Here is a 21,731-nt window from a genome sequence, read left to right as displayed (position 1 = left end):
TCATTCGGGCATGTCGTGGCCACATAATCAATGCATCATGTTCCTGCATGTTCAGGACCCTGGGGGGTGGAGATTTGGCAACGAATCAGACTAAACCTACACATCCCCATGCGGTGACCGAGATGTGTGAGGAAGGGGGACGCCTCTACGCCGATGCCCTGCGCTCCGGACGCATCGCTCGTACCGAGGTGGAACACGCTCCGTGCCTGCTGGAGTTCGCCCTTCTGCACCCGGACCCGGACGATCCGGAATGGCTGCGCCCCGTGCCCGCGCCCGTGGCACTGGCCCAGCGTCTCAACCCCATAGAACGTGAGATCACCGAACGAAGGCGATTGTCGATCCAACTCGCCGACACATTCGAGCCGTTCATGACACTGAGCAGCCACATGGCGGCCACCACCGATTCGATCACGGTGCTGGAGGGCGGGGAGCGTATCAACGCGGCACTGAACCTGGCCACCGTCCAGTGCCAGAACGAGGTTCTCACCGTCCAGCCCAGCGACCGCTACTCCGAGCGGAGTCTCCTCCGGGGGCTGGAACGGGACAGACCACTCATCGAACGCGGTGTGAAGATCCGAACGCTGTATCAGCACACTGCGCGGTACAACCCTGAGAAGCTGGCCTATGTGGCTCAGCTCGCCAACGGCAAGGCGGAGTACCGCACCATCGACGAACTGGTGGAGCGCCTCATCATCTGTGACGAGAGCGTCGCCTTCATCCCCACGCGGGACGACCAACAGGTCGCCCTGGAACTGCGTCACCCGGGCCTGGTCCGCTACCTGATCAAGGTGTTCGAGTTCATGTGGGGCCGCGCGGTCCCGCTGACGGCCGGCGCACCGTACGAGACGGCACCCGACGGCATCACCGAGATCCAGCACTCCATCGCCAAGCTCCTGGTCGAGGGTCACGTGGACGAGGCCATCGCCCGGCGCCTCGGTATGAACGTCCGCACCTGCCGCGCCCACATCGCCAAGCTGGCCACCGCCCTCGGCAGCGGCAGCCGCGCCCAGCTCGGCTATCTCATCGCACAGTCCGGCATCCTGGACCGGGACCAGTGACCCGATGGGCGGTTCAGGAGCGACGCACCAGGCTCACCCGGCCGAAGACCTGTGCGCGGCCGGACGGGAGTTGTACGAACGCGCGCTGCGGGACGGGCACCTCCCCGCAGCCGACGCGGCACAGGCGCCCTGCCTGCTCGATTCCGGGTTGCTGCACCCCGCGCTGGACGACCCCGGGCGACTGGAACCGGTCGCGCCCATCGTGGCCCTGCACCGTCTGCTGCGCTCAGCGGAAGAGCGGATCGCCGAGGAACGCCGCCGCGAGGAACTGCTGACCGAGACGTTCGAGCCGCTCATGCGCGTCGACGGCCGATGGACCGAGGGCGCGGCGGACACCCCGACGCTACGGCTGCTCGACGGCAACACACGCATCAACGCGGCCATCACGGAGGCCATGGCGGAGGCGAGCCAGGAGCTCCTGTGCGTTCAGCCGTACACCGCACGCAACGCGAACGCGGTCCGTTCCCTCACCCAGCGGCGCGACCAGGCGCTGCTGGACCGCGGCGGGCGCATCCGCACCATCTACCAGCACACCCTGCGCCACGCCCCGGACATCATCGCCTACCAGGAACGGCTGAACGGCGACCACGAGGTCCGCACCCTGGACCAAGTCACCGGCCGCCTGATCGTCGTGGACGGCAAGGTCGCCTTCCTCCCGGCGAACTCCGACGGCACGAAGGCCCTGGAAGTCCGCCACCCAGCCCTCCTCGCCCACTTCGTCACCACCTTCGACCGCCTCTGGCACCTAGCCACCCCCATGTACCCCGAAGCCGTCCAGACCCCCTCCCTCAACGGCGTCACGCACCGTCAGAGAGCCATCGCCGCGCTTCTCGTGGAGGGGCACACCGACGCCGTCATCGCCGATCGGCTCGGGATGAACGTGCGTACCGCTCGGCTGCACATCGCCAAGCTCGCCGCCACGCTCGGCAGTGAGAGCCGGGCTCAGCTCGGTTATCTCATCGCACGGTCGGGGGTTCTTGATCCGGAGCGGTGAGGGCGCGGTGGCCGTCCAGGCCGACCTGGGCGATGCGGACGCCCAGCTGGGTGCGGCTGGCCGCGCCCAGTGTCTCCGACAGGCGGGCGATATGGGCGCGGCAGGTGCGGACGCTGATGCCGAGGCGTTCGGCGATGACCGCGTCCTGGTGGCCCTCGGCGAGCAGCGCGGCGATGGACTGTTCGCGGTGCGAGATGCCCTCGATGCCCGTGTCGGGGAGCGGGGCGGTCAGCGGGATCGCCAGGCGCCAGAGGCGTTCGAAGACCGTGACGAGGTACTCCACCAGGGCCGGGTGGCGTAGCTCCAGGGCCATCGTGCGGTCGGCGTTGGCGGGGATGAAGGCGACCGTGCGGTCGAAGAGGATGAGGCGGTCGATGACCTCGTCGAGCGTGCGGGCCTCCACCGTGTCGCCCATCAGCTCAAGGTAGTTGAGCAGGCCCTGGCCGTGCCGGGCCACATGCGTGTAGAGGTCGCGCATGCGCACGCCCCGGCCGCGCAGGGCGAGGGCCCGGTGCAGGCCCTCCGTCAGCTCCGCCTCCCGCCGGATGCCGCCGGGCTGCACGGTGAGCACCTCGCTGGTGCACGCCTCGGTCGCCTCGTCCATCGCCGCCTGGATGCGGGAGAGCCCGTCCAGGACCCGGATGGCGCTGCCCTCGACCGGTGCCGCCAGCGCGTTCAGCCGCCGGCCCAGGCCCGCGTACCACTCGAAGGCGGCCACCGCGGACCCCACCCGCCGCTGGCTCGCGCTGACCTCGTCGTAGACCCCGCGCAGCAGCCGGGTCATGACCTCCTGCGGGGAGGTCGGCACCAGCCAGGCCATGTCGTCGGGGTCGGGGTGCAGCAGGGCCAGTTCCAGCAGGCAGGGCACCTGTTCGGCGTCCGTGCGTGCCACCCGTCCCCGGCGTACGGCACGGGAATACACCCGGTCCCCGGCCTCGCACAGCCGGTCGGCACCGTGAGGATGCTCCTCCGCCCCGCGCCCGGCCATCGCCCATTCCACCCCCGATGTGCTGCCACTTCCGCAGCGCAACTATGCGCGGCGCCGACCGGGTCCGCAACACGGCTCCCCCTGCGGCGGCGGGCGAAATCCGCCGCTCTGCGGGAGTTTGGCGAGGCTCCGCCCTGCGCATTGCAACAAGATGACGGTGGTGGCGGGGGCGTCAGTTCGGCATCGTGGACGTCGCTTCCCCCGGGTGCCACCGGCACCCGGAGCACAAGGAGCGGCCCCGGCCGGGGGACCCCCACCCCGGCCGGGGCCGCACTGTCACATCCGGGGCGCGCGGGGCGCCGTGGGCCTACTTGAGGCCGATCGCGGCGCAGGCCGTCTTGTACTTGGCGGTGCAGATCTCGTCGACGCTGTAGATGCCGTCCGCGACGACCGTGTCCTTGATGGTCTTCCGGGTCAGGGCGGACACCTGGACCAGCCGGGACGGGATGTCCTTGTTCGTGGGGCTGTCCACCCGGTCCTGGGTGAGGGCGTCGAACTGGATGTCCTTGCCCTGGATCTTGGTGACGGCCATCTGCGCGGCGGCCTCGGCCTCGTCCGGGTAGGACTTGTAGACGCTCATGTACTGCTCGCCGTCCACGACCCGCTGCACCGCGTCCAGTTCGGCGTCCTGGCCGGTGATCGGGGGCAGGTCGGTGACGCCGGCCGACTTCAGGGCCTTGATGATGCCGCCCGCCATGCCGTCGTTGGCGGAGTAGACGCCGGCGATGTTGTTCTTGCCGACCTCCGCGATGGCCGTGGCCATGCTGGCCTGGGCGTTCTCCGGCTTCCAGTCCGTGGTGTCGTAGGACTCCGCGATCGTCACCTTGCCGTTCAGCTCGGAGAGCGCGCCCTCCTTGAACTGCTTGGCGTTCGGGTCGGTGGGCGAGCCGTTCATCATGACGATCTTGTCGGAGGTGTCGACGTTCGGTCCGAGCGCCTCCAGCAGGGTGCGGCCCTGCACCTCGCCGACGAGTTCGTTGTCGAAGGAGATGTAGGCGTCGATCGGACCCTCGGCGAGACGGTCGTAGGCGATGACCGGAATGCCCGCGTCCTTGGCCTTCTTCACATCACCGGCGACGGCGTGCGCGTCCACCGCGTCGAGCAGGATGACGTCGACCTTGTCGTCGATCATGTTCTGCAGCTGCTCGGACTGGCGGGCGGCGCTCGCGTCGGCGTTGGCGTACTTGACCTTGCCCTGCTTCTTGGTGAGTTCGGCGACCTTGTCCCTGATGATGGGGTAGTCGAACTTGTCGTAGCGGGTGTTGGCCTTCTCCGGCAGCAGCAGGCCCACGGTGACGTCGTCGCCCTTGGTCGGGCTCGCGCTCGCGCCGTCCCCCGTCGCGTTCAGCACGCCACAGCCGGCGAGCGAGAGGGTCATCGTGGACGCGGCCACGGATATGGCGATACGACGCATTCGGGGGCTCACTTCAGGTGCGTTCCGGACGTGGGTGCTGCTTTACGACCCAGGTGTCTGAAAAGACAACGCGGATGCCGTACCCGGCGTCAAGAAGAATCACTTAACGAGTGCGCAACACCACGCTCAGCTGCATCTGTGAAGGTCACGCGAAACACCCTGCAAAGGGCCTTTACCGACCCTCCACCCCAAGGGAGTCCACGGTCTGGGCAAAGATCCGTACAACCAACCCGGTCCACTGCGAGTCGTGATCTCCGCGGCCCCGAGCCGCACCGAATCGATCAGAGGACCGAATGAACCCAGCCAGACGCGCGACCGCCACGGCCGTCGTGCTCGCCGCCTCCGGCGCCCTGCTCGGCACCGTCGCCCCGGCCGCTTCCGCCGCCCCGAACTGCGTCTCACCGGTCTACACCCGGCAGTTCTTCGCGAACACCACGTTCTCGGGCACGCCGAAGAAATCCGACTGCGACAGCGGCATCCACGAGCAGTGGGGCAGCGGCGCGCCCGCGTCCGGGCTGCCGAAGGACAACTTCGGCGTCCGCTGGACCGTGACCCGCGATTTCGGCTCCGGCGGCCCCTTCGCCTTCGTCGCGACCGCGCAGGACGGCATCCGGGTGTACCTCGACGGCACCCGCAAGATCGACCTGTGGAAGAACGTCTCCCGTGACCAGTCGAAGACGGTCGACGTCACCGTCCCGTCCGGCAAGCACACCCTGCGCATCGACTACGTCAACTGGACCGGCAGCGCGGACGCCTCCTTCGGCTACGCCCCGCGCAGCGGCGCCGACGTCGACAAGGTCAAGCCCCTGGTGCCGGCCGGGGTTTCGGTGGCGTACGACAAGGCGACCGGCAAGGCCGCGCTGAGCTGGGCGAAGAACAAGGAGATGGACCTCGCCGGGTACCGCGTCTACCGACGCCCGAAGGGCAGGCCGTTCGACGCCGAGCCGCTCGCCACCCGCACCGTCACGTCGTACACCGACACGGCCCTGCCGCAGACCGGCGAGACGTACTACTACGAGGTCCGCGCCTTCGACCGGTCCGGCAACGAGTCGGCGGGCACGGCCGACCAGCCGGTCACCACCGTCGACCGGGTCGCGCCCGACGCGCCCGTCATCACGGCCGCGACGGGCGAGGTGACCCCGGAGGGCGGCACGGGCGGGCTGAAGGTGGCCTGGAACGAGGTCGCGGGCGCGGTGTCGTACCGCGTCTTCCGGGCGCCGACGGAGAACGGCACGTACACCGAACTGGCCAAGGTGGACAAGCCGTCCTACCTGGACACCTCGGCCGCCGAGAGCGTCACCTACTACTACCGGGTCTCGGCCGTCGACGCGGCCGGCAACGAGTCCGTGCGGTCCGCGGCGCAGCGGGGCAGGATCTGGGACAACGACCCGCCGGCCCTCGTCACCGGTCTGAAGGTCACCCCGACGGAGTACGGCTTCCGGCTGGACTGGGACAAGAGCCCCGCCACGGACCTGAAGTACTACACCGTCCACCGGGGCGAGATCGTCGGCGAGGAGGGCGACCAGGCCTGCTACGCCGGCACGCTCGACTACCTCTCGCCGGACACGACGTCCTACACCTACCTCACGCACCCGGACGGCGACGAGGTCTGCTTCTTCGTCGACGCCGTGGACGACGAGGGCAACTCCGCGAACCAGTGGAACGGTCCGGCCTCCTCCGTCGTCGCCACCGAGCTGGACATGACGCCGAGCGTGCCGACGCCCGAGGGCTCGCCGGTCGAGCCGAACGCGACCACCGGCCAGGACGGCGCGGGGCCGGTCACGCTGGGCTGGAACGCGGTACCCGACGCCACCGGCTACCAGGTCTACCGCTGGAACCCGGGGACCAAGGCGTACGAGAAGCTGGCGGCCACGGCCGGGACGTCCTACGAGGACACCGGCGCCCCGAAGGGCACCACCCACTTCTACTGGGTGACCGCCCTCCTCGCGGACGGCACCGAATCCGCGCCCGGCGGCACCTGGGCCGCCCTGGCGCCCTGAGGAACGGCGAGAGGGGCCCGGGTTGCCCGGGCCCCTCTCGGCTGCGCCTGCGCGCGTCAGTCCTGCTGCCGCTTCGGCCGCCACACCACCAGCGCGCTGGTCTGCTGGACCTCCTGGTACGGGACCAGGTCGCGCCGGTAGGAGGCGTGCACCGCGGCCTCGCGCTGCTGCATCGCCGCCGCCGCGCCGTCCAGGGCCGCCTCCAGCTCCGCGACGCGGGACTGCAGGGCGGCGACCTGGTTCTCCAGTTCGATGATCCGCTTGATGCCGGCCAGGTTGATGCCCTCGTCCTGCGACAACTGCTGTACCTGGCGGAGCAGTTCGATGTCACGGGCCGAGTAGCGGCGGCCCCGGCCCGCGGTGCGGTCCGGGGACACCAGGCCCAGGCGGTCGTACTGGCGCAGCGTCTGCGGGTGGAGTCCGGAGAGCTGGGCCGCCACCGAGATGACGTAGACCGGGGTCTCCTCGGTCAGTTCATACGGGTTACGCCGACGGCCGTCCATCACTCTCAAGCTCCCTTCGCGGCCTCGAACAGCTCCGCCCGCGGGTCCTCGTCCGCGGTCGCCTCGCGATACGCCTCCAGCGCGTCACGAGCCTTCCCCGACAGGTCCGCGGGAACACGCACCTCCACGGTGACCAGCAGATCGCCACGGGTGCCGTCCTTGCGGACCGCGCCCTTGCCCCGGGCCCGCATCGTCCTGCCGTTCGGCGTGCCGGGCGGCAGCTTCAGCGTGACGGCGGGGCCGCCGAGCGTCGGCACCCGCACCTCGCCGCCGAGGGCCGCCTCGGCGAACGTCACCGGCACGGTGACGGTGAGGTTGTCGCCCTTGCGGCCGAACACCGGGTGCTCCCCGACATGCACGACCACGTACAGGTCGCCCGCCGGACCGCCGCGCTCGCCGGGCGCGCCCTTGCCGCGCAGCCGGATGCGCTGCCCGTCAGTCACGCCCGCCGGGATGCGGACCTGCATGGTCCGGGACGACTTGGCGCGCCCGCTGCCCTTGCACTCCAGGCAGGGGTGCTCGGCGATCAGGCCGCGGCCCTTGCAGTCGGGGCAGGGGTCGGTGAGCGAGAAGCCGCCGCCGGAGCCCCGCGCGACCTGCCCGGTGCCGACGCAGGTCGGGCACACGCGCGGTGTGCCGTTCTTGTCGCCGGTGCCCGAGCACGCCTTGCAGGGCGCCTGGGAGGACATCCTGAGCGGCACCGTGGCGCCCTCGATGGCCTCCGTGAAGCTCAGCGTGACCTCGGTGTCGATGTCCTGGCCGCGCCGGGGCTGGGTACGGGTCGTACCCGTGCCGCCGCGGTTGAACAGGCCCCCGAAGACGTCACCGATTCCGCCGCCGAAGCCGCCTCCGCTCTGGGCGTTGCCTCCGAAGAGATCGCCCAGGTCGAAGTTGAAGGAGCCGCCGGCCGTGCCCGGCCCGGGGCGGAAGCCGCCGTTGCCGAACAGGGCGCGTGCCTCGTCGTACTCCTTGCGCTTCTTGGGGTCGCCGAGAACGTCGTTCGCCTCGGAGATCTCCTTGAAGCGCTCCTCGGCCTTGGCGTTGCCCTTGTTGGCGTCCGGGTGGAACTCGCGGGCGAGCTTCCGGTACGCCTTCTTGATCTCGGCCTCGGTGGCGTCCTTGGGGACGCCGAGGACCTTGTAGAAGTCCTTCTCGATGAAGTCCTTGGTGCTCATCCCCGACGTCCCTCCTTCCGTTCGGTGTCTACGTCAGCCCTCCTCCGGGCCACCGTTCTCCTTGTCGTCGGCCGGCGTGCCCTCGTCGGCACCTTCGGCCTTGACCGTCTGCGCGCCGGGCTGCGGCTCGGCGACGGCCACCCGCGCGGGGCGGATGGTGCGCTCCCCGATGCGATACCCGGGCTGCAGGATCGCCACGCAGGTCGTCTCGGTGACGTCCGGCGCGTACGAGTGCATCAGGGCTTCGTGGATCGTCGGGTCGAAGGGCTCGCCCTCCTTGCCGAACTGCTGCAGGCCCATCTTGGCCGCGACGGTCTCCAGCGACTCGGCCACCGACTTGAAGCCGCCGAGCAGTTCGCCGTGTTCCCGCGCGCGGCCGATGTCGTCGAGCACGGGCAGGAGCTCGGTCAGGAGGTTCGCGATGGCGATCTCCTTGACCGCGACCCGGTCGCGCTCGACGCGGCGGCGGTAGTTCTGGTACTCGGCCTGGAGGCGCTGGAGGTCCGCCGTGCGCTCACCGAGCGCCGTACGCACCTGGTCCAGCTGGGCGACCAGACCCGCGTTCTCTGTGTTGGCGTCCCCGGCCGGGGCCGCCCCCTCCTCGGAGGAGGAGGCGGCCTTCGGCTCGGCGTCGTCGGAGGTGGCGCCGGAGGGGACGTCGGGCTTCTCCTCGAAGCCCGGGGTCTCCTCCGTCACGCGGCACCGTCCTTGCGCTCGTCGTCCACGATCTCGGCGTCGACGACGTCGTCGTCGGCGGCCTTGGCGCCACCGGCGGCGGCACCCTCGGGACCGCCCGGGGCCTGCGCGGCCTGGGCGTCGGCGTACATGGCCTGGCCGACCTTCTGCGAGACCGCGGCGACCTTCTCGGTGGCGGTGCGGATCGCGGCGGTGTCCTCGCCCTTGAGCGCGGCCTTCAGCTCCTCGACGGCGGCCTCGACCTCGGTCTTGACCTCGCCGGGGACCTTGTCCTCGTTGTCCTTGAGGAACTTCTCCGTCTGGTAGACGAGCTGCTCGCCCTGGTTGCGGGTCTCGGCGGCCTCGCGGCGGCGGTGGTCCTCCTCCGCGTACTGCTCGGCCTCCTGGCGCATGCGGTCGACCTCGTCCTTCGGCAGCGAGGAGCCGCCGGTGACGGTCATCTTCTGCTCCTTGCCCGTGCCCAGGTCCTTGGCGGTCACGTGCATGATGCCGTTGGCGTCGATGTCGAAGGACACCTCGATCTGCGGGACGCCACGCGGGGCCGGCGGCAGACCGGTCAGCTCGAACATGCCGAGCTTCTTGTTGTACGCCGCGATCTCGCGCTCGCCCTGGTAGACCTGGATCTGCACGGACGGCTGGTTGTCCTCGGCCGTCGTGAAGATCTCGGAGCGCTTGGTCGGGATCGTGGTGTTGCGCTCGATCAGCTTGGTCATGATGCCGCCCTTGGTCTCGATACCGAGGGACAGCGGGGTGACGTCGAGCAGCAGGACGTCCTTGACCTCACCCTTGAGGACACCGGCCTGGAGCGAGGCGCCGATGGCGACGACCTCGTCCGGGTTGACGCCCTTGTTGGCCTCCTTGCCGCCGGTCAGCTCCTTGACGAGCTCGGCGACGGCGGGCATACGGGTGGAACCGCCGACGAGGACGACGTGGTCGATCTCGTTGATGGAGATGCCGGCGTCCTTGATGACGTTGTGGAACGGCGTCTTGCAGCGCTCCAGCAGGTCGGCCGTCAGCTGCTGGAACTGAGCCCGGGTGAGCTTCTCGTCCAGGTGCAGCGGACCCTCGGCGGACGCGGTGATGTACGGCAGGTTGATCGAGGTCTCCGTGGAGGAGGACAGCTCGATCTTGGCCTTCTCGGCGGCCTCGCGGAGGCGCTGGAGGGCCATCTTGTCCTTGGACAGGTCCACGCCGTGACCGGACTGGAACTGCTTGACCAGGTAGTCGACGACACGCTGGTCCCAGTCGTCACCACCGAGGTGGTTGTCACCGTTGGTGGCCTTCACCTCGACGACGCCGTCGCCGATCTCCAGGAGGGACACGTCGAAGGTGCCGCCACCGAGGTCGAAGACGAGGATCGTCTGGTCGTCCTTGTCGAGGCCGTAGGCGAGGGCCGCCGCGGTCGGCTCGTTGACGATGCGAAGGACGTTCAGACCGGCGATCTCGCCGGCCTCCTTCGTCGCCTGACGCTCGGAGTCGTTGAAGTACGCCGGGACGGTGATGACCGCGTCGGTCACCTTCTCGCCCAGGTAGGCCTCGGCGTCCCGCTTCAGCTTCTGCAGGATGAACGCGGAGATCTGCTGCGGGTTGAAGGGCTTCCCGTCGAGCTCGATCTTCCAGTCGGTGCCCATGTGGCGCTTCACCGAGCGGATGGTCCGGTCCACGTTCGTGACCGCCTGGCGCTTGGCGACCTCGCCGACGAGCACCTCACCGTTCTTGGCGAAGGCGACGACGGACGGCGTGGTCCTGGCACCCTCGGCGTTGGTGATGACGGTGGGCTCGCCGCCCTCCAGAACGCTGACGACGGAGTTAGTCGTGCCCAGGTCGATGCCGACCGCACGTGCCATGGTTGATTCCTCCAGCTGACTTGAGTGGAACAGGCTCAAGTGTGCACGAGGAGGTGCGATGGGTCAACAGACCTGAGTCGGACCCACTCAACTCTTATCCGTTCCTTACACGCAACCGCCCGCTGACCTGCGTGGATGTCGTCGGCGGGGGCTGCTGGACAGGTGTCCGAAGGAGTACGAGTACGAGCACGGCGGCCACCACCGCGCCCGCCACCCAGAGCGCAGCCCCGTCCCCGGTCCACCCCGCGTGCACCAGCACCCCCACCAGCACCGAGGAGAAGGAAGCGGCCCCCAGCAGTACGACCGCCCCCTGCGGGGTGAGCCCGAGCCGTCTGAGCCGGTGCGCGAGATGGTCCGGGCCGCGCCTGAGCAGCGGACGCCGGGCCACCCCCCGGGCGAGGACCACGAGCAGGGCGTCGGCGAGAGCGACGGCGCCGAGGCAGAACACCACCGCCGCGCTCGGCCCGATCTCGTACCCCGCGCGCGTGAAGACGACGGCGGAGGACAGCACGAACCCGGTGAACAGCGAGCCGCAGGCGCCGAGGCCGACCCGCGCGGGATGCCAGTTGTGCATCAGGAAGCCGGTGAGGGCGGCGGCGACCACGCTGAGCAGCACGGCCAGCCCGTCCATCACCTCGGCGGCGGCACAGGCCCCCGCGCCGAAGGCGGTGACCACCCCGACCGTCCCGGCCAGCCCGTCGGCGTGGTCGAGCCCCTTGAAGGCGAGCGTGGCGACGACGATCCAGCCGACGGCCAGCAGCCCGCCCGGCACGCCCGTCTCGTCGTACGGCACCACCCAGGCCGCCGCCACGGCCGTACCGGCGACCAGCACGCGTGCGCGCAGCCGCCACACGTCGGCCACCAGGCCCAGTCCGGCGATCCCGGCGGCGACCACCAGCAGCCGTCCGACCCCCTCCCCCAGCCGGGCGACCCGGGTCCACTCGCCCACCCCCGCGACCAGGCAGGTGACGAGCACGACGGCGAGTCCGCCGAGGAGCGGCAGGGGCCGCTGCCGGCGCCGGTCGAGGATCCCGGCTCTGAGGGCGGGCAGCCGGAGCGCCGCCGCGAGCACGGCGGCGAGAAGCAGGGCGGCGGTGGCGGCGGCGATCCCGTAGAGCACGGCTCTAAGGTAGGGGCGAAAGTATCAATTCGGTACGAATAACACGATCCGATTGCCTGGCGGCGACCCAGATCACCCCGCGCTCTGCTGCATCCCGACGGAAGATGGGGGTAGTCTCAGACGGACTACATAAGTTACCGCTTAGTAACGTCGATCAGTTCAGACAGCTCGTTCAGACCGAGGCCGCCTCAGGAGCGCCAATGCAACTCGCCGCGATCATCGTGTCGCTGGTCCTGATCGTGGTCGGCGTGGCACTGTTCGGCCGCGCCCTCCTGCAGATCTACAACTTCATGCGGCTGGGCCAGCCGGTGCCGGCCGGGTCCAGGACCGACGACCCCTACCAGCGCACCGTCACCCTGGTGAAGGAGTTCCTGGGGCACACCCGGATGAACCGCTGGGGCATCGTCGGCATCGCGCACTGGTTCGTCGCGATCGGCTTCTACACGCTGCTCCTGACGATCGTCAACGCCTTCGGCCAGCTCTTCAAGGCCGACTGGATCCTGCCGCTCATCGGCGAATGGGCACCGTACAACGTCTACGTCGAGTTCATCGGCACCATGACGGTGATCGGCATCGCGACGCTGGTCGTCATCCGGCAGCTGTCCCGGCCGGGCAAGCCGGGCCGCAAGTCCCGCTTCGCGGGCTCGAACACCGGCCAGGCGTACTTCGTCGAGACGATCATCCTCATCGTCGGCGTCTGCATCTTCATGCTGCACGCCCTCGAAGGCGCCCAGCACCACGTGGACGGCTACGAGGCCTCGTTCTTCATCTCGTACCCGGTCGTCGCCGCGCTCCGGGACCTGGACGTCTCCACGCTCCAGAACCTCACCTACTTCTTCGCCGGCCTGAAGATCGCGGCCTCCTTCACCTGGATGATCGTGGTCTCGCTGAAGACCGACATGGGTGTGGCCTGGCACCGCTTCCTGGGCTTCCCGAACATCTGGTTCAAGCGCAACGCGGACGGCTCGACGGCCCTCGGCGCGCTCCAGCCCATGACGTCCGGCGGCAAGCCGATCAACTTCGAGGACCCGGGCGAGGACGACGTCTTCGGCGTCTCCCAGGTCGAGCAGTTCTCCTGGAAGGGCCTGCTCGACTTCTCCACCTGCACCGAGTGCGGACGCTGCCAGTCGCAGTGCCCCGCCTGGAACACCGGCAAGCCGCTCTCCCCGAAGCTGCTGATCATGTCGCTGCGGGACCACGCGCACGCCAAGGCGCCCTACCTGCTCGCGGGTGGCGGCAAGACCGTGGAGGGCGAGGAGAAGGCGAGCGAGGAGCAGCTGAAGGACGTTCCCGCCGCGGCCCTGGCCGAGGCCGAGCGCCCGCTGATCGGCACCGCCGAGGAGAACGGCGTCATCGACCCGGACGTCCTGTGGTCCTGCACCACCTGCGGCGCCTGTGTCGAGCAGTGCCCGGTGGACATCGAGCACGTCGACCACATCGTGGACATGCGCCGCTACCAGGTCATGATCGAGAGCGCCTTCCCCTCCGAGGCGGGCACGATGCTCAAGAACCTGGAGAAGAAGGGCAACCCCTGGGGCCTGGCCAAGAAGCAGCGCCTGGAGTGGACCAAGGAGGTCGACTTCGAGGTCCCGGTCGTCGGCAAGGACATCGAGGACCTCACCGAGGTCGAGTACCTGTACTGGGTCGGCTGCGCCGGCGCCCTGGAGGACCGCGCCAAGAAGACCACCAAGGCCTTCGCGGAGCTGCTGCACATGGCGGGCGTCAAGTTCGCGATCATGGGCGGCGACGAGAAGTGCACCGGTGACTCCGCCCGCCGCCTCGGCAACGAGCCCCTGTTCCAGGAGCTCGGCATGGAGAACGTCGCCGCGCTGAACATGGCCTTCGGCGAGGACGACGAGGACCCGGCGACCAAGAAGCCCAAGTCGGCGAAGAAGATCGTCGCGACCTGCCCGCACTGCCTCAACACGCTCGGCAACGAGTACCCGCAGCTCGGCGGCGACTACGAGGTCATCCACCACACGCAGCTGCTGCAGCACCTGGTGGACGAGGGCAAGCTGGTCCCGGTCACCCCGGTCGAGGGCATCATCACCTACCACGACCCGTGCTACCTGGGCCGCCACAACAAGATCTACACGCCCCCGCGCGAGATCATCGGCAAGGTCCCGGGCCTGCGCAACGAGGAGATGCACCGCCACAAGGAGCGCGGCTTCTGCTGCGGCGCCGGCGGCGCGCGGATGTGGATGGAGGAGCGGATCGGCAAGCGCATCAACAACGAGCGCGTCGACGAGGCCCTCTCCCTCAACCCCGACATCGTCTCGACGGCCTGCCCGTTCTGCCTCGTCATGCTGACCGACTCGGTCAACGGCAAGAAGAACGACGGCAAGGCCAAGGAGTCCATCCAGGTCGTGGACGTCGCCCAGCTGCTGCTCGAATCCGTCAAGACGCCGGTCGACCCGGCGGGCGAGCCGGAGACCGAGAGCGAGCCGGAGCCGGAGCCGGTGAAGTAACAGCCGCTCCCCGACGTACGGCGCCCCCTGACCCGCACAGGCAGGGGGCGCCGTCATGTGTGGATCGGATCGGCTAGGCCTTCGGCCCGGCCTGCTGGACCACCTCGAAGGACCACAGGGTGGAGCCGGAGGCCGCCGGCTTCGGGCGCTCGCCGCCCTCGCCGCCCTGGTGCGCGGACTTCATCGGCCCCTCCATCCACGCCTGGAACGACTCCTCGTCCCGCCAGCGCGTGTAGACGAGGTAGGTGTCGGTGCCCTCCACGGGGCGCAGCAGCTCGAACCACTCGAAGCCGTCGGAGTTCTCCACCGCGTGGGCCCGCGAGGCGAACCGCTTCTCCAGGACCTCCCGCTGCTCGGCGGGAACGGTCAGCACGTTGATCTTCACTACGCTCATGCCCCCATCCTGGACCATGCCCCCGGCCGGCATCAGAAGGCGGTGGTGAACGCGTACACCAACAGGACGAGGACGAAGCCGCCGCCGGCGAACGCGAACGACGCCCAGTGCGCCTCCTGCCCGAGCAGGATCGGGCGCCAGGCCAGGTACTGCCCGACGACGAACAGGCCGCGGACCGTCTGCCACGGCGCCGACCAGGCCCGCTCCTCCAGGGAGTCCTCGTCGGCGGCCAGGGAGAAGACCGGGGCCATGACGAGCCCGCCGATGACGGCGACGAGGACGAACGCGAACAGCGCGGCGCCGCCCAGCTCGTCGTCCGCGAAGGGCTGCCAGCGGCCGGCGGCCAGAGTGGGCAGGTCCCGGGACTCGTTGACGTACCCGCCGAGGCCGGGCGCGGACGGGGCCCACAGCACCCGCACCCGGGTGCCCTCGCGGGGCTTGTCGTAGGTGTAGGCGCCCTTCACGGTGAGCCGCCCGGCGCCACCGTCGACGGCGACCACGAGCCGCGAGGCGTACCCCTTCACCTGGTCCTCGTCGTCCCGTTCCGCCCGCACCCGCAGCGGATCCCCCACCACCCGTGCCGTGGCCACCTCGGCGCCGGCGTCCCGCAGCTCGTCGATCCGCCCGCTGCCCATGCTCATGAGGCAGGCGAACATGGCGCCGGCGGCGAAGGCGACCAGCAGCCAGACGAGCGCGGTGCGGCCCTTGACCCAGAGCGCGGAGCCGGCGAGGCCGAAGGACCGTCCGCTCCGCCACCGCACATGCCGGCGCCACACGTCCTGGTGCCGTACGTTCCGTACGTCCCTCCGTCCTGTGCCCTTCTTCAGGGACACCTTCCAGCCGGGCGCCCCGTCCTCGCCGATCAGCCGCAGTGCCCACAGCGCCAGCACCCGCACCGCCGCGCACCCGGCGGCCACGCCGCCCCACACCAGGGGCCCGTCCCACGGCCGGGACATGGGCGCGGCCCCCAGCAGCCACCCGCACGCGACGGCCGCCGACCCCCACCCCGCCAGCCCGCACAGCCGTACGAACCACACCAACGCGGACACCATCCGTAACCCCTCCCCCTCTGCCCCCAGCAGTCACATCGACTTCATACCGCTTCCGAACACGCGTACAACCCTTGAGGACCATCGCCGGTCTCCTGATCGCCGACCGCCCGGTGAACCTCGGGACAACCCGTGCTGAACACGGGCGGACCGCACCCCATCAACTGCGGATGCCCCGCCAGGCATCCCCCGCATGCCGCAGGAGACCGCATGCACACGCACCACCCGCGACTGGCCCTCGCTACGGCCGTGGCCGCCGCGCTCACGGGCGGTCTGCTCACCTTCGCCGCGTCGCCCGCCACCGCCGCCGACTCCTTCAAGGTCGCCAAGGCCGACTTCAACGGCGACGGCATCGGCGACGTCGCCACCTCGGCGGCCACCGCCTACGTCGGCGGCCAGAAGGGCGCCGGCCAGGTCGTCGTCCTGTACGGCACGTCCACCGGCGTCTCCTCCGCCAAGCGCACCACCCTCAGCCAGAACAGCTCCGGCACCCCCGGCACCGCCGAGGCCGGCGACATGTTCGGCGCCGAGCTGGCGTACGCCGACTTCAACGGCGACGGCTACGACGACCTCGCCGTCGGCTCCCCGAGCGAGAAGGTCGGCACCGACACCAACGGCGGCGCCGTCACCCTCCTGTGGGGCTCCGGGAGCGGCCTGACCGGCAAGGGCGTGGAGATCCCCGACCCGGCCGCCGGCTCCCACGACTACTGGGGCCAGACCCTGGCCGCCGGCGACTTCGACGGCGACGGCAAGGCCGACCTGGTCGTCGGCAGCTCCGCCGCCACCCTCTACCTCTACAAGGGCGGCTTCGGCCCCACCGGCGCCCCCGGCAGCCGCACCACCGTGAAGCCGCCCATCGAGTCCGGCACCGACGACTACCCGTACGGCCCGATGAACCTGACGGCGGGCGACGTGAACGGCGACGGCCGCACCGACCTCGTCGTCGACGGCTACGAGACCCGGACGTCGTCCCACTGGAACACCAACTACTGGCTGCCCGGTACCGCGAACGGCCTGAGCGCCGCCTCCGCCAAGGCCCTCAAGTCCGGCATCGTCACCGGCATCGGCGACATCAACGGCGACGGCTTCGGCGACATCGTCAGCGGCGCCTCCTGGGACACGAAGACCGGCGACGGCAGGACCATCCCGGACTCCGCCAAGGGCGGCCGGGTGAGCGTCACCTACGGCTCCGCCTCCGGCCCGGCCGGCACCAGGTCCATCAACCAGGACACCGGCAACGTGCCCGGCGGCTCCGAGACGGGCGACGGCTTCGGCTGGGACCTCGACCTCGGCGACGTCAACGGCGACGGCTACCAGGACCTCGTCGTCAGCTCCCCGAACGAGGACATCGGCGGCGTCTCCAACACCGGCCAGGTCACCGTGCTGTACGGCGCCAAGTCCGGTGTGAACACGGCCTCCAGCGCCCAGTCCTTCGCCCAGAGCACCGCGGGCGTCCCCGACGCCGACGAGAAGAACGACCTGTTCGGCGCCGACGTCAAGCTCGACGACGTCATCGGCGACGGCAAGGCCGACCTGGTGATCGGCTCGTACGAGAACGGCGGCGACGGCGCGATCACCTACCTGCCGTCCAACGGCACGAAGCTCACCACGACCGGTTCCCGCGCCTTCGGGGCGTCCACCGTGGGCGTCTCGACCTCCGGCACCCCGCAGTTCGGCGCGGTCATCGCGGACTGAGCCGGCGCCGGAGGCGCGAACCCAGGGGAACCCCGAGGAATCCCCGAAGAACCCCGGGGACCTCGCCTGACGGTCCCTTAGGGGATGTCACAGGTCGGCCGCAAAGCCGGGCCCGGACCGCCGGGCCCGGCACGTCGGCCCTCAGGACCAGGTACGTTCGATGACGTGGCTGGATTCAGGATCGGACGCGGGGGCCGGGACAACCGCACTCCCCAAGGACAGCAGGCGCCCCAGGGACCGTCGTACGGGCGAGGGCACGGCCCCGCACAGCCCGGGGGGCCGTCGTACGGCAGGCCGGGCCCGGCGGGCCGCCCGTCGGGCCCCTCGTACGGCTACCCGTCGGCGCCGCAGCCGCCGTACCCGCAGCCGGGACAGCAGTCGTACGGACACCCGGGGCCGGCCGACGACGGGCCGGAGTACTTCGGCGACGGCGGCTACGCGCACCCCGGACACGGCGGCCACGACCCCTACGCGGCCAACAACCCGGGCCACACCCAGGCCTTCTCGGTCGACGAGGCCGCCGGCTACACGCAGGGCGCGACCTACCACGCCGGCTCGGCCGCCGCGCCCGCCGGCCCGGTCGGGCCGCCGCTGCACTGGAAGGAACTCCTGAAGGGGATCATCCTCTCCCCCGACCAGACGTTCCTGCGCATGCGGGACTACACGATGTGGGCCCCCGCCCTCATCGTCACCTTCCTCTACGGCCTGCTCGCCGTCTTCGGTTTCGACGGCGCCCGCGAGGACGCGATCAGCGCGACGCTGTCCAACGCGGTGCCGATCGTGCTGGTGACGGCGGTCGTGATGGTGCTGGGCCTGTTCGTCCTGGGCGTGGTCACGCACACGCTGGCCCGCCAGCTCGGCGGCGACGGCGCCTGGCAGCCCACGGTGGGCCTGTCCATGCTGATCACGGCCCTCACGGACGCGCCCCGCCTGATCGTCGCCATGTTCTTCGGCGGCGACGCCGGCTTCGTCCAGATCCTCGGCTGGGCCACCTGGGTCGGCGCGGGCGCCCTGCTGACCATGATGGTCTCCCGCTCCCACGACCTGCCCTGGCCGAAGGCGCTGGGCGCGTCGGCGATCCAGCTGGTGGCGCTGCTGTCGATAGTGAAGCTGGGCACGTTCTAGAAGCGGTGAGTGAAGCGAAAGGGCCCCGGCGGTTTGCCGGGGCCCTTTCGTACTCCTGGTGCTCCTGGTTCCGTGCTGGTTCTCAGGCGTCGAGAACCTGTCCGGCCCGCTTCACCACGGGCGGCTCGACGCTCCACGGGAAGTTGATCCAGTCGTCGGTCCGCTTCCACACGTACTCGCACTTCACGAGGGAGTGGGACTTCTCGTAGATCACCGCGGAGCGCACCTCGGCGACGGTGTCCAGGCAGAAGTCGCGTACGAGCTTCAGGGTCTTGCCGGTGTCGGCGACGTCGTCGGTGATCAGCACCTTCTTGTCGGAGAAGTCGATCACGTTCGGCACGGGCGCGAGCATGACGGGCATTTCCAAGGTGGTTCCGACGCCCGTGTAGAACTCCACGTTCACCAGGTGGATGTTCTTGCAGTCCAGGGCATAGGCGAGCCCACCGGCGACGAACACCCCGCCCCGGGCGATGCTCAGCACGATGTCGGGCTCGTACCCGTCATCGGCGATGGTCTGCGCCAGCTCCCGGATGGCGCCCCCGAACCGCTCGTAGGTCAGGTTCTCCCGCACGTCTGCGCTGCTCATGCTGTGGTCGACCTCACACCTGGGTCCGATGGAAATTGAGGAAGGACCGCGAGGCGGTGGGCCCGCGCTGCCCCTGGTAGCGGGAGCCGTAGCGCTCACTGCCGTACGGCGACTCGGCGGGCGAGGTCAGCCGGAACATGCACAGCTGCCCGATCTTCATGCCCGGCCACAGCTTGATCGGGAGCGTGGCGAGGTTGGACAGCTCCAGGGTGACGTGCCCGCTGAAGCCGGGGTCGATGAACCCGGCGGTGGAGTGCGTGACGAGCCCGAGCCGCCCGAGCGAACTCTTGCCCTCAAGCCGCGACGCGAGATCGTCAGGGAGCGAGATGACCTCGTACGTGCTGGCCAGCACGAACTCCCCGGGGTGCAGGATGAACGGCTCGTCGCCGTCCGGCTCCACCAGCCGCGTCAGATCGGCCTGCTCGATGGAGGGGTCGATGTGCGGGTAGCGGTGGTTCTCGAACACCCGGAAATAGCGGTCCAGCCGCACGTCGATACTCGACGGCTGCACCATGGATTCGTCATAGGGATCGATCCGTACCCGCCCGGCGTCGATCTCGGCCCGGATGTCCTTGTCTGAGAGAAGCACGTAGCGAGGATACGCAAGGCGCGCGGAGCCATGGAATTCACGACGGCTCCGCGCGCCCGCGGTCACACTCCGACTACAGCCAGTTGTCCTGTCGCCGCTTCACCGCTTCTCCATGGCGACAGCCACCGGCACCGCACTGCGGAGCCGGGCACACCGCGGACACCGCACGAGCCGGCCCGGACCGAGCCGCTCGGCCTGCTGCATCGGGAACGAAGCGGTGCTGAAGACGTGCCCGTCCGCACATCGGACGACGGTGCGTTCCATCAAGTCCCTCAAGTCCCTTCCCCAAGAGCCTCGTCCGGCGTTGCTGCCCGGACGACAAAAGCCACATTACGGGATCAAAGAGACGGCGCTCCAGGCGGCACTCCGGGCCCCCACGGTACGCCCCAACTCGGGCCGCCCGCAGCCGGATCCCACCCTGAAACAGACTCGGACCCCCGGGGTCCCAGCACCGGGGGTCCGCGATGATGTAAAGTGAGCGAGCGTCGGACACGGGATCCTTCGGGACCCTGATCATGTCTGTACTTACGCGGGTGTAGTTTAATGGTAGAACATCAGCTTCCCAAGCTGAGAGCGCGAGTTCGATTCTCGTCACCCGCTCCAGATTGAAACCCCAGGTCAGCGGCCTGGGGTTTGTTTTTTTCCGGTCAGTCGGCTCTCCGCCGCTCCCTGAATCGGGTGGCGGCCGCGGCGAGGTCCACGATCGGGGCGGGGTAGTCCAGGCCCGCCCGGGTGGCTGTGTCGAGGTGGACGACGCGGTGGACCGCGGTGGCGTCGAGGTGGCTGAGCTCGGGGAGCCAGCGGCGTACGTACTCCCCGCGGGGGTCGTACCGGCGTGCCTGGACGAGTGGGTTGAGGAGCCGGTTCGGGCGGGTGTCCGTGCCGGTCCCGGCGACCCATTGCCAGTTGAGCTGGTTGTTCGCCACATCGCCGTCGACAAGGAGGTCCAGGAAGTGGCGGGCTCCCGCCCGCCAGTCCATGTACAGCGTCTTGGTGAGAAAGCTTGCCGCGAGCAGGCGGGCACGGCCCGGCATCCAGCCCTCGTGGCGAAGCTGTCGCAGGGCGGCGTCGACGGCGGGGTAGCCCGTGCGGCCGTCCTGCCAGGCTTCGAACTCCTCCGTGGCGCGGCGCCAACGGTCGTGCCGGGGACGGTAGTCGTGGTCGGCCGCGTCCGGGCGGGCCGCCAGGACCTGGTGGTGGAAGTCCCGCCAGGCGAGCTGGCGGACGAAGGCACGCGCACCGGGATCGTCCTGGGCGCGGGCCCGGTGCAGCAGTTCGGTGGGTGAGAGGCAGCCGAAGTGCAGGTAGGGAGAGAGCCGGGAAGTCGCGTCGGCGGCCAGGTCGTCCTGCAGGTCGCCGTATGCGGACAGCGGGCCTGCCAGCCATGACCGCAGCCTGCGGCGGGCCTCGGATTCCCCGCCGGCAGGCCGGCCCGGCGAGGTGGAACCCGACGTGAGGGACTCTGCGCGAGGAAGGCCGGCCGAGCCCACGTCCGGTAGCCGTACGGCGTCCGGTGCCGGCAGGACGCCGCGCACGGAGAAGCCCTCCCACCGGCGGAAGTACGGGGTGAAGACCGCGAAGTGGTCCCTGTCCTTGCCCGCGGGTGTCAGTGCCCCCGGCGGTACGGCCGTCAACGAGGCGTCGTGGACGCGTAGTTCGCGTCGGTCGCCGGCCAGCTCCGTGCGCAGCCGGTCCTCGCGCCGTCCCGCGTAGCGGCTCACCCCGCCCGCGATGTGCACCACGGCGGCCCCCGTCTCCGCCGCCACCCGGCAGGTCTCCTCGACCACGTCACCGACGCGCACCACCAGCCGGCCGCCCCGGGCCCGCAGGGCCATGTCGAGATCGGCCAGGCTGTCGGCGAGGAACGCCGCGCGGTTGGGTCCGGTGAAGCCGGTGCGGCGGATGCCGCTGTCGACGACGAAGAGCGGGACCACACGTTCCGCGTCCTTCAGAGCGCCCTGAAGGACCGGGTTGTCGTGCACCCGCAGGTCGGCAGTGAACAGGGCGACCGAGACGCGCACGGTTCCTCG

At 70.0% G+C, this 21,731-nt stretch carries 18 protein-coding genes and 1 tRNA gene; 7 read left to right on the top strand and 12 right to left on the bottom strand.

Annotated elements, in window-relative coordinates; genetic code table 11:
- Nucleotides 1-47: 47 nt before the first annotated feature.
- Entirely contained in the window at nt 48-1,058 is a 1,011-nt protein-coding gene (locus tag ABZ937_RS14175) for a helix-turn-helix transcriptional regulator (RefSeq protein ID WP_361690704.1), read from the top strand.
- A gap of 4 nt (nt 1,059-1,062) precedes the next feature.
- Nucleotides 1,063-2,052, top strand: coding sequence for a helix-turn-helix transcriptional regulator (locus ABZ937_RS14170; protein ID WP_361690701.1), 990 nt, complete (start codon nt 1,063-1,065; stop codon nt 2,050-2,052).
- Here the strand turns inward: ABZ937_RS14170 and ABZ937_RS14165 are convergent.
- Nucleotides 2,015-3,040, bottom strand: coding sequence for a LuxR C-terminal-related transcriptional regulator (locus tag ABZ937_RS14165; protein WP_361690698.1), 1,026 nt, complete (start codon nt 3,038-3,040; stop codon nt 2,015-2,017). The genes ABZ937_RS14170 and ABZ937_RS14165 overlap by 38 nt on opposite strands.
- 307 nt (nt 3,041-3,347) lie before the next feature.
- Nucleotides 3,348-4,454, bottom strand: a complete 1,107-nt coding sequence (locus ABZ937_RS14160) for a substrate-binding domain-containing protein (RefSeq protein ID WP_361690695.1) — start codon at nt 4,452-4,454, stop codon at nt 3,348-3,350.
- A 293-nt stretch (nt 4,455-4,747) separates the two neighbouring features.
- Between ABZ937_RS14160 and ABZ937_RS14155 the strand changes: the two genes are divergently transcribed.
- Complete coding sequence (locus tag ABZ937_RS14155) at nt 4,748-6,454, top strand: PA14 domain-containing protein (RefSeq protein ID WP_361690692.1); 1,707 nt, start codon at nt 4,748-4,750, stop codon at nt 6,452-6,454.
- Between the two features lie 56 nt (nt 6,455-6,510).
- Here the strand turns inward: ABZ937_RS14155 and ABZ937_RS14150 are convergent, their stop codons facing one another.
- From ABZ937_RS14150 to ABZ937_RS14130, 5 genes are all read right to left on the bottom strand, one after another.
- A complete protein-coding gene (locus ABZ937_RS14150; RefSeq protein ID WP_228621400.1) occupies nt 6,511-6,957 on the bottom strand; it encodes a helix-turn-helix domain-containing protein in 447 nt (148 codons plus the stop codon).
- 5 nt (nt 6,958-6,962) lie between these two features.
- Nucleotides 6,963-8,132 (bottom strand): molecular chaperone DnaJ, encoded by a 1,170-nt coding sequence (gene dnaJ / locus ABZ937_RS14145; protein ID WP_361690689.1) that lies wholly within the window; start codon nt 8,130-8,132, stop codon nt 6,963-6,965.
- A gap of 33 nt (nt 8,133-8,165) precedes the next feature.
- Nucleotides 8,166-8,828: a nucleotide exchange factor GrpE gene (gene grpE / locus ABZ937_RS14140; protein WP_361690686.1), complete on the bottom strand. Its 663-nt coding sequence runs from the start codon at nt 8,826-8,828 to the stop codon at nt 8,166-8,168.
- Complete coding sequence (gene dnaK, locus ABZ937_RS14135; RefSeq protein WP_361690683.1) at nt 8,825-10,675, bottom strand: molecular chaperone DnaK; 1,851 nt, start codon at nt 10,673-10,675, stop codon at nt 8,825-8,827. The genes grpE and dnaK overlap by 4 nt, the downstream gene beginning before the upstream one ends.
- 94 nt (nt 10,676-10,769) lie before the next feature.
- On the bottom strand, nt 10,770-11,795 hold the full coding sequence (locus ABZ937_RS14130; RefSeq protein ID WP_361690680.1) for an MraY family glycosyltransferase: 1,026 nt from the start codon (nt 11,793-11,795) through the stop codon (nt 10,770-10,772).
- A gap of 200 nt (nt 11,796-11,995) precedes the next feature.
- On the opposite strand from ABZ937_RS14130, the gene ABZ937_RS14125 reads away from it, so the two are divergent.
- Complete coding sequence (locus ABZ937_RS14125) at nt 11,996-14,263, top strand: (Fe-S)-binding protein (protein ID WP_361690677.1); 2,268 nt, start codon at nt 11,996-11,998, stop codon at nt 14,261-14,263.
- A gap of 73 nt (nt 14,264-14,336) precedes the next feature.
- Here ABZ937_RS14125 and ABZ937_RS14120 read toward each other — a convergent pair whose 3' ends face one another.
- Together ABZ937_RS14120 and ABZ937_RS14115 are read right to left on the bottom strand one after the other, a co-directional pair.
- Nucleotides 14,337-14,657, bottom strand: coding sequence for an antibiotic biosynthesis monooxygenase (locus tag ABZ937_RS14120; RefSeq protein WP_361690674.1), 321 nt, complete (start codon nt 14,655-14,657; stop codon nt 14,337-14,339).
- 32 nt (nt 14,658-14,689) lie between these two features.
- Nucleotides 14,690-15,709 (bottom strand): hypothetical protein, encoded by a 1,020-nt coding sequence (locus ABZ937_RS14115; protein ID WP_361690671.1) that lies wholly within the window; start codon nt 15,707-15,709, stop codon nt 14,690-14,692.
- 207 nt (nt 15,710-15,916) lie between these two features.
- Here ABZ937_RS14115 and ABZ937_RS14110 point away from each other — a divergent pair, with 207 nt between their 5' ends.
- Nucleotides 15,917-17,401 carry an FG-GAP and VCBS repeat-containing protein gene (locus ABZ937_RS14110; RefSeq protein WP_361690668.1) on the top strand — a complete coding sequence of 495 codons (1,485 nt, stop codon included), beginning with the start codon at nt 15,917-15,919 and terminating at the stop codon, nt 17,399-17,401.
- Nucleotides 17,402-17,485: 84 nt separating this feature from the next.
- Nucleotides 17,486-18,526 (top strand): YIP1 family protein, encoded by a 1,041-nt coding sequence (locus ABZ937_RS14105; RefSeq protein ID WP_361690665.1) that lies wholly within the window; start codon nt 17,486-17,488, stop codon nt 18,524-18,526.
- Between the two features lie 82 nt (nt 18,527-18,608).
- On the opposite strand, the gene ABZ937_RS14100 is transcribed toward ABZ937_RS14105, so the two are convergent.
- Complete coding sequence (locus ABZ937_RS14100) at nt 18,609-19,112, bottom strand: phosphoribosyltransferase (protein ID WP_361690662.1); 504 nt, start codon at nt 19,110-19,112, stop codon at nt 18,609-18,611.
- Between the two features lie 13 nt (nt 19,113-19,125).
- Nucleotides 19,126-19,701: a dCTP deaminase gene (dcd, locus tag ABZ937_RS14095; RefSeq protein WP_361690659.1), complete on the bottom strand. Its 576-nt coding sequence runs from the start codon at nt 19,699-19,701 to the stop codon at nt 19,126-19,128.
- 529 nt (nt 19,702-20,230) lie between these two features.
- On the opposite strand from dcd, the gene ABZ937_RS14090 reads away from it, so the two are divergent.
- Nucleotides 20,231-20,304 (top strand) — tRNA-Gly (locus tag ABZ937_RS14090).
- A gap of 44 nt (nt 20,305-20,348) precedes the next feature.
- Here ABZ937_RS14090 and ABZ937_RS14085 read toward each other — a convergent pair.
- Entirely contained in the window at nt 20,349-21,722 is a 1,374-nt protein-coding gene (locus ABZ937_RS14085; protein ID WP_361690656.1) for a deoxyribodipyrimidine photo-lyase, read from the bottom strand.
- Nucleotides 21,723-21,731: the final 9 nt, after the last annotated feature.

The organism is Streptomyces sp. NPDC046727 (assembly GCF_040645635.1).
Classification (GTDB): Bacteria; Actinomycetota; Actinomycetes; order Streptomycetales; family Streptomycetaceae; genus Streptomyces.
Note: the sequence above shows the minus strand (reverse complement) of the source record. Positions and strands in the feature narration are given on the sequence as shown.

Excerpts from the sequence above, each read along its gene's own strand:
- ABZ937_RS14175 (WP_361690704.1), top strand. The coding sequence starts at position 48 with ATGTTCAGGACCCTGGGGGGTGGAGATTTGGCAACGAATCAGACTAAA.
- ABZ937_RS14170 (WP_361690701.1), top strand. The coding sequence starts at position 1,063 with ATGGGCGGTTCAGGAGCGACGCACCAGGCTCACCCGGCCGAAGACCTG.
- ABZ937_RS14165 (WP_361690698.1), bottom strand. The coding sequence starts at position 3,040 with ATGGCCGGGCGCGGGGCGGAGGAGCATCCTCACGGTGCCGACCGGCTG.
- ABZ937_RS14160 (WP_361690695.1), bottom strand. The coding sequence starts at position 4,454 with ATGCGTCGTATCGCCATATCCGTGGCCGCGTCCACGATGACCCTCTCG.
- ABZ937_RS14155 (WP_361690692.1), top strand. The coding sequence starts at position 4,748 with ATGAACCCAGCCAGACGCGCGACCGCCACGGCCGTCGTGCTCGCCGCC.
- ABZ937_RS14150 (WP_228621400.1), bottom strand. The coding sequence starts at position 6,957 with ATGGACGGCCGTCGGCGTAACCCGTATGAACTGACCGAGGAGACCCCG.
- dnaJ (WP_361690689.1), bottom strand. The coding sequence starts at position 8,132 with ATGAGCACCAAGGACTTCATCGAGAAGGACTTCTACAAGGTCCTCGGC.
- dnaK (WP_361690683.1), bottom strand. The coding sequence starts at position 10,675 with ATGGCACGTGCGGTCGGCATCGACCTGGGCACGACTAACTCCGTCGTC.
- ABZ937_RS14125 (WP_361690677.1), top strand. The coding sequence starts at position 11,996 with ATGCAACTCGCCGCGATCATCGTGTCGCTGGTCCTGATCGTGGTCGGC.
- ABZ937_RS14120 (WP_361690674.1), bottom strand. The coding sequence starts at position 14,657 with ATGAGCGTAGTGAAGATCAACGTGCTGACCGTTCCCGCCGAGCAGCGG.
- ABZ937_RS14115 (WP_361690671.1), bottom strand. The coding sequence starts at position 15,709 with ATGGTGTCCGCGTTGGTGTGGTTCGTACGGCTGTGCGGGCTGGCGGGG.
- ABZ937_RS14110 (WP_361690668.1), top strand. The coding sequence starts at position 15,917 with ATGCACACGCACCACCCGCGACTGGCCCTCGCTACGGCCGTGGCCGCC.
- ABZ937_RS14105 (WP_361690665.1), top strand. The coding sequence starts at position 17,486 with ATGTCACAGGTCGGCCGCAAAGCCGGGCCCGGACCGCCGGGCCCGGCA.
- ABZ937_RS14100 (WP_361690662.1), bottom strand. The coding sequence starts at position 19,112 with ATGAGCAGCGCAGACGTGCGGGAGAACCTGACCTACGAGCGGTTCGGG.